The organism is Boseongicola sp. (assembly GCF_057460485.1).
Genome location: NZ_JBVCWP010000200.1, coordinates 1 through 7,087 on the forward strand (window position 1 = coordinate 1; position 7,087 = coordinate 7,087).

Genomic DNA, 7,087 nt, shown 5'->3' on the forward strand with positions numbered 1-7,087 from the left:
ACGGCATCGCAACAAGCTCTTCGATGGTGATCGGGTCGCTTGCGACGCCGCGGGTCATCAAAAGGGCCGCAAATATCAGAAACGAAAGGATAAAGTTAAATACTGGCCCTGCAAGGACCGTCAATGTGCGCGCCCAAAGCGGTGCGCCGTGCATTGTTTCCCGCAAATCTTGGTCTGAAAGACCGATCATGGCATCAGCATCTTTTGCCGAAGCCGCATTGCCGTCTCCGCGAAACTTTACGAACCCACCGAAAGGCAGCGCAGCAATCTGCCAGGCAGTGCCATGGCGATCTGTCTTACTAAACAAAACAGGTCCAAACCCAACGGAAAACACATCCGCTTTGATCCCCGTCCAGCGGCCCACAATATAGTGGCCATACTCATGGATCGCCACAATCACCGAAAGCGCCACAACGAACGCCGCGATTGTGAATACTATACTTCCGAACGTCGGAATCAGCCCTGCCAAGTCCATGAAAACCCTATCTCTGTCGCCGTAAAATAGACTCGCCAGCCCGCATGCGCGCCGTTTCGTCTGCTTGCTGAACGCTATCTAGCGTAATCGCGGCCAAACCTAGACCCTCACCTGACATTATTTCGATCACGTCTGCGACAACTGCTGCCATATCCAAAAATCCGATCCGCTCCTCAATGAAACCATCAAGCGCGCGCTCTTTGGCCGCGTTGAATACCGCGCCCGCCAATCCGCCTTCTTCCATGACCCATCTGGCCTGCGCCAGCGCCGGATATCGCTCGTCATCGGGCTCGTGGAAAGTAAATTGTCCGATCTCGGCCAGATTAAGACGTTCCACTGGCAGGTGGTCGCGTTCGGGCCAGTTCAACGCATAGCCGATAGCGTGGCGCATATCGTGTGGGCCGACGTGCGCCATCAAGGCTCCATCGCAAAAACCAACAAGCGCATGGATCAGGCTCTCGGGATGCACAATGACTTCTATTTTGTCCGGATCGATACTGAAAAATTCATGCGTTTCAATAAGTTCCAAGGCCTTATTGAACATGCTCGCACTATCGATCGTGATCCTTTTCCCCATATCCCAATTGGGGTGAGACGAGGCTTCGGCCAATGTGGCGGACGCCAGTTTCTCTATTGGCCAATCGCGAAAAGCCCCGCCCGACGCCGTGATAATCACGCGCTCAACTGTCTCGATGTCTTCGCCAACAAGCCCTTGGAAAACCGCAGAATGCTCGCTATCGACAGGCAAGATGCGTGCACCACTTCCCGCCGCCGTTGATTTCAGAAGCGACCCCGCCGTGACGAGGCTTTCCTTGTTCGCCAGGGCAAGCGTCGTGCCTTGCTCCAGTGCTTTCAGGCCCGGTGGCAATCCGGCGGCGCCCACGATGGCGGACATGACCCAGTCTGCAGGGCGCCCAGCCGCCTCGCAAAGCGCCATTTCGCCCGCCGCAACCTCGATGCCAGTCCCCGACAAGGCGTCCCGCAACGGCTCAAGACAATCGTCAAAGGCGGTTACGGCAATTTCGGCGCCAAGGGCACGGGCCTGCTTGGCAAGTCTGGTGACATTTCGTCCCCCCGTAAGCGCAACTACATCGAACGTGTCCGGCTTTCGCTCAATCAGACCTACCGTGCTGCAGCCGATGGAACCGGTCGAGCCAAGAATTGAAACCTTACGCGTCAAAGGCTCACCGGCATGGGCGGGAACACCACCAAAGCCTCAATGATCAACAGGAGAATGGACGCGCCAAGCATTCCATCGAACCGATCAAACATACCGCCGTGACCAGGCATAATGTTAGAACTGTCCTTAATGCCCATGCGGCGCTTCAATGCGCTTTCCGAGACGTCACCAAGTTGCGATGCCATTGAAATAGCAATGGAAACGCCGATCAATTCAAGTCCTGCCGCCCCGTTGAACACATAAACCGCACCAATGATCGCAGCCCCAATCCAACCCGCTAACGTCCCCGACCATGTCTTTTTAGGGCTCACCTTCGGCCAAAATTTCGGGCCTCCGATAAAGCGGCCCGCGAAATACCCCAGAATATCCGTTGAGATCACAACAAGCGCCAGCCACGCCATCCACCCAAACCCAAAATCATCTCGAAGCGCAGTCAACCCAAAGCCGGCGACAAGGATTACGGCACTATAGATTGCATAGGTGAAACGATGCTGCTCGATCTGACTGACGCCGACCATGGCGGGCAAAAGCAGCAACGGCAGCGCAAAACCTGCAGGTAATTCCATTGCCGCAAGCAGAATGGCAGCCGTAATCACCGCCATCGGGATCGCGCGTTTCGCCGCACCGATCATCCGCTGCAGTTCCCACAACATAATACCGCAAATCACCGCTATCAGGATATGAAACGCCAATCCACCCAGCCACATGGTCCAAAGGCCGACGCAAGCTACAATACCACCTGAAAGAAGGCGTTGACCTAAGTCACTCCACTGGCCCCCACCGGCTTTGCTCATCCAGGTACGGCTCCATAACGTCGTTCACGGCTGGTATATCCGGACAGTACACGGGAAAACTCATCCCGTGTGAAATCAGGCCAAAGTGTTTCGACGAATTCGTATTCCGAATAGGCGGATTGCCACAAAAGGAAATTCGAGATCCGAGCTTCACCGCTTGTGCGAATCACCAGATCCGGGTCTGGAAGCACGTAAGTATCCAAACGGCGCGCCAGCGTTTCCGCGTCCACAGACTCGGGATCAAGCTTGCCTTCAGCAACTTCCCGACACAGCCTTTTTGTGGCACGTGCCACCTCATCCCGTCCGCCGTAATTCAACGCAATGGTCAAATGCACAAGATCATTGTAGCTTGTCAAAAGCTCCAATTCGTCCATCAATGCAACAAGCGTGTTGTCCAGCTTCATGCGGTCGCCAATAAAGCGAACTCGCACACCAGAATCAACCAACTGCTTGGTTTCGCTCATCAAATAGCGTTTGAAAAGCTTCATAAGACCAGAGACTTCCGTCTGGGTCCGCTTCCAGTTCTCGGTCGAAAACGCGAAGATCGTCAGGTACTTCACACCAAGATCGGGACAGGCCTCAACGATCTCTCGCACGCGAAGCGCGCCCGCATGATGCCCGAAAAGCCTTGGCTTGCCGCGCGCCTGCGCCCAACGGCCATTGCCGTCCATAATAATGGCCACATGTTCAGGTGTGGTCCGCTCAGATTTGCCCAAAAGGGTCTCCTCAGTTTTAGCCCCACCCCGCGGTGCTTTTACACCTGCATTATTTCTTCTTGCTTACTTTCGAGAGACGCATCGACTTTTGCGATCCCCTTGTCGGTGAGTTCCTGCACAGCCCCTTCCCAGAATTTCTGATCATCCTCGGACATACCGTCGGATTTGGCCCTCTTAATCTGGTCCATGCCGTCTTTGCGGACATTGCGAACCGCAATCCGCGCGTTTTCTGCGTAGGTCCCGGCAACTTTCGACAATTCGCGACGCCGCTCTTCGTTCAACTCGGGGATCGGCAGGCGAATAATCGTGCCATCCACAACCGGATTAATCCCAAGCCCACTTTCGCGGATCGCTTTTTCGACTTTGCCGGTGAGACCCTTGTCCCAGACGTTTACCGTGATCATGCGCGGCTCAGGTACATTCACTGTACCGACCTGATTGATCGGTGTCACAGCCCCATAAGCATCGACCATAATCGGCTCAAGCATCGATGCCGAAGCGCGCCCTGTCCGAAGCGTCAAAAATTCCTGCCGAAGCGAAGCCAATGCTCCATCCATTCGGCGCTCAATATCGTCAACATCAATGTCGAAGTCGTCTGCCATGCCTGTTTCTCTTATCCATTTTCGCGGGCTTTTGCCGGATTAACCATTCTATACCCGGCTTTTGCCAGCTTTGTATAGCCTTTCGCGCCAAGGCGATCGTGCAGGGTTTGTGCACCAAACGGCGGTCGTGTTTTGCCCGGCTCTACTTTTCCTGTACGATTGTATAGGTGCCCTCGCCCGCCAGAATACCTCGGAACCCGCCGGGCTCGTCCAAGGAGAACACAATGATCGGCAAACCATTGTCGCGCGCCAGAGCAATTGCCGATGCATCCATGACACCTAGGTGCTGCGCCAGAACTTCGTCGTAAGTCACCTTATCGTAGCGCTTGGCGTGGGCGTACTTGACCGGATCCATGTCGTATACGCCATCAACCTTGGTGCCCTTGAAGATCGCTTCACATGACATCTCGCTGGCGCGCAGTGTTGCGGCGGTATCGGTGGTAAAATAAGGGTTCCCGGTGCCGGCGGCAAAAATGCACACACGTTTCTTCTCAAGATGGCGCACAGCGCGGCGGCGAATATAGGGTTCGGCAACCTCATCCATCCGGATCGCCGAGATCACGCGGGTGTGGATTTTCAGCTCTTCCAACGCAGACTGCATTGCAAGCGCATTCATCACCGTCGCGAGCATTCCCATGTAATCTGCAGTGGTGCGCTCCATACCTTGCGCAGAGCCTTGCAAGCCCCGGAATATGTTGCCGCCACCGATAACCATGCAGACTTCTACGCCCATCTCTTGCACCGATTGCACTTCACGCGCGATTCGCGCCACAGTTGGCGGGTGAAGTCCGTAGCCCTGATCTCCCATCAGCGCTTCGCCAGATATCTTCAGAAGGACGCGTTTGTAAGATGATTTGCCTGTTTTGTCTGCCATAAGCCCGGTCCCTCGCATCATTTCAACGCGCCTTTGCGCCCGGCGGGAAAATGTCCGAAAACGGCACAAGATTCAACGCACGAAGGACGCCTTGGCAAAATGAATTTGATCGACAGGGTCATCGCGTCCCTCAGCCCAGAACTCCCGGTCCTAATTGCGGGTCCAACCGCAAGCGGGAAGTCCGCTCTGGCGATGGCAATCGCCGCGCGTTTTGGTCGACCGGTGATCAATGCGGACGCCCTTCAAGTCTATAGCGATTGGCGCGTTCTCACGGCGCGCCCATCGATGAAAGACGAGGCCGACGTTCCACACCGGCTCTATGGACATGTGCCGGGTACGCAAAGCTACTCGGTCGGCGATTGGCTTCGCGACATCACGCCTTTACTTGCCGAAACGCCACCCGTGATCGTCGGCGGCACAGGTCTCTATTTTTCTGCCTTAAGCGATGGGTTGGCGACAATACCACCGACTCCGGACAACGTCCGAGCCGAAGGCGATGACCGGCTTGCCCAATATGGCGTCGACACCCTTATCGCTGAACTGGATGGCGACACGCGCGCACGGATCGATACCTCCAACCCCCGCCGTGTTCAGCGTGCCTGGGAGGTGATGCAAAGCACAGGGCGGGGCCTTGCGTCGTGGCAGGACAAAACAGGTCCACCGGCCCTTCCGATTGAACAGACGCAAGCACTGGTCCTTTCTGCGCCAAAAGACTGGCTGATACCCCGCATCGAGAGACGCTTTGACGCAATGCTGGAACTCGGCGTTCTGGATGAAGCGCGCGCCAATGCCCCCACCTGGCATCAAGGCCTTCCCTCAGCCAAAGCAATTGGAGCTGCAGAGCTTGTGGCGCACGTCAATGGCGACATGAAACTGGACGCCGCAAAACAAGCCATCATCGTACACAGCCGGCAATACGCAAAACGCCAACGCACTTGGTTTCGCGGACGTATGAAGACGTGGCGCTGGATCGACGCCAACGCCCCCTGAAGTGTTAGCGCTGACACCTCCTTCCAAGCAAAGCCTACGCTTGTTCTTTTAACCTTTAACCTTTGCCCTTCGTTTGCCATAAGTCGCGCGATGACAAACAGGATCGCACTTGGAATTGGTTTGTTCCTTTGCGCGTTTTTCGCGCTGAGTTTCGTCCTTGGCCTTGAGTGGCATATTTTTTTAGGACGAAAATTCATGGACCTGATCAGATTGATCGCCTTCTGGCGCTAAATGCATCCAGCCGAGAACAGGAGAAGACCTTTGGCAGTCAAAGTCGCAATAAACGGATTCGGACGGATTGGACGTAATGTCCTGCGTGCAATCATCGAATCTGGCCGCACCGATATCGAAGTCGTGGCAATCAACGATCTCGGCCCAGTTGAAACCAATGCGCATCTGTTGCGCTATGACAGTGTTCACGGACGCTTCCCGGCAACCGTAACAACGACTGATACAACAATTGATGTCGGCCGCGGTCCCATTCAGGTCACAGCAATCCGAAACCCGGCAGATCTGCCTTGGGCAAATGTCGACATCGTTCTGGAATGTACCGGAATTTTCACATCGAAAGAAAAGTGTCAGGCCCACCTTGAGAACGGATCAAGCCGTGTGCTGATCTCGGCGCCCGGTCCTGATGCGGATAAAACGATCGTCTTTGGCGTGAATGACGCATCGCTGACCGCAGACGATATCGTTGTATCAAACGCCTCGTGTACCACGAACTGCCTTGCGCCAGTTGTTAAAGTGCTGAACGACGCCATCGGCATCAACAAAGGCTTCATGACGACTATCCACAGCTATACCGGCGACCAGCCAACTTTGGATACGATGCACAAAGACCTCTACCGTGGACGTGCCGCTGCCTTGTCGATGATCCCGACGTCCACAGGGGCTGCGAAAGCGGTTGGTCTCGTGCTTCCCGAACTGAACGGCAAGCTCGACGGCGTCGCAATCCGCGTGCCGACCCCGAACGTTTCGGTCGTAGACCTGACGTTCGAAGCCAGCCGCGCCACCAGCATTGAAGAAGTGAACAACGCCATCCGCGCCGCAGCAGACGGACCGTTGAAAGGCATTCTTGGCTACACAGACGAGCCGCTTGTGTCGATTGACATCAACCATGACCCGCACTCGTCGGTTTTCCACATGGATCAGACCAAGGTCATGGAAGGCACTATGGTGCGGATCCTGACTTGGTATGACAACGAGTGGGGCTTCTCGAACCGGATGAGCGATACGGCTGTTGCCATGGCGAAACTTATTTAAAAATGTCCTGAAAACTGGACCTCCAAAAGCTCCGCCAACGCGGGGCTTTTTTGCTTCGATGACGGTGAAATATGAACGTTGACCACCCCGGAAAAAAAACGTCCCGGCCACGCGCCAAAAAAAACGCCCGCACGAAGCGGGCGCTAAGTTATTGAGGCAGGTTTCATACAGGCAAGAAACCTATCGAGCAGTA

The 7,087-nt window shown here is 55.2% G+C and carries 8 protein-coding genes; 2 read left to right on the top strand and 6 right to left on the bottom strand.

Annotation, left to right across the window (positions count from 1 at the left end; genetic code table 11):
* The 6 genes from AC221Y_RS17635 to pyrH form a co-directional block, all read right to left on the bottom strand.
* A partial coding sequence (locus AC221Y_RS17635; protein WP_486707887.1) for a site-2 protease family protein occupies positions 1-475 on the bottom strand: 475 nt, incomplete at its 3' end.
* A 7-nt stretch (positions 476-482) separates the two neighbouring features.
* A complete protein-coding gene (gene dxr / locus AC221Y_RS17640) occupies positions 483-1,655 on the bottom strand; it encodes a 1-deoxy-D-xylulose-5-phosphate reductoisomerase (RefSeq protein WP_299753744.1) in 1,173 nt (390 codons plus the stop codon).
* A complete protein-coding gene (locus AC221Y_RS17645; protein WP_299753743.1) occupies positions 1,652-2,449 on the bottom strand; it encodes a phosphatidate cytidylyltransferase in 798 nt (265 codons plus the stop codon). Before AC221Y_RS17645 ends, dxr begins: the two co-directional genes overlap by 4 nt.
* A complete protein-coding gene (gene uppS, locus AC221Y_RS17650; protein WP_299753742.1) occupies positions 2,446-3,165 on the bottom strand; it encodes a polyprenyl diphosphate synthase in 720 nt (239 codons plus the stop codon). Before uppS ends, AC221Y_RS17645 begins: the two co-directional genes overlap by 4 nt.
* 38 nt (positions 3,166-3,203) lie before the next feature.
* On the bottom strand, positions 3,204-3,767 hold the full coding sequence (frr, locus tag AC221Y_RS17655) for a ribosome recycling factor (RefSeq protein ID WP_299753741.1): 564 nt from the start codon (positions 3,765-3,767) through the stop codon (positions 3,204-3,206).
* Positions 3,768-3,909: 142 nt separating this feature from the next.
* Entirely contained in the window at positions 3,910-4,641 is a 732-nt protein-coding gene (pyrH, locus tag AC221Y_RS17660; RefSeq protein WP_299753740.1) for a UMP kinase, read from the bottom strand.
* 99 nt (positions 4,642-4,740) lie between these two features.
* Here pyrH and miaA point away from each other — a divergent pair, with 99 nt between their 5' ends.
* Both miaA and gap read left to right on the top strand, forming a co-directional pair.
* Entirely contained in the window at positions 4,741-5,631 is an 891-nt protein-coding gene (miaA, locus tag AC221Y_RS17665; protein ID WP_486707888.1) for a tRNA (adenosine(37)-N6)-dimethylallyltransferase MiaA, read from the top strand.
* Between the two features lie 261 nt (positions 5,632-5,892).
* Positions 5,893-6,894, top strand: coding sequence for a type I glyceraldehyde-3-phosphate dehydrogenase (gene gap, locus AC221Y_RS17670; RefSeq protein ID WP_299753738.1), 1,002 nt, complete (start codon positions 5,893-5,895; stop codon positions 6,892-6,894).
* Positions 6,895-7,087: the final 193 nt, after the last annotated feature.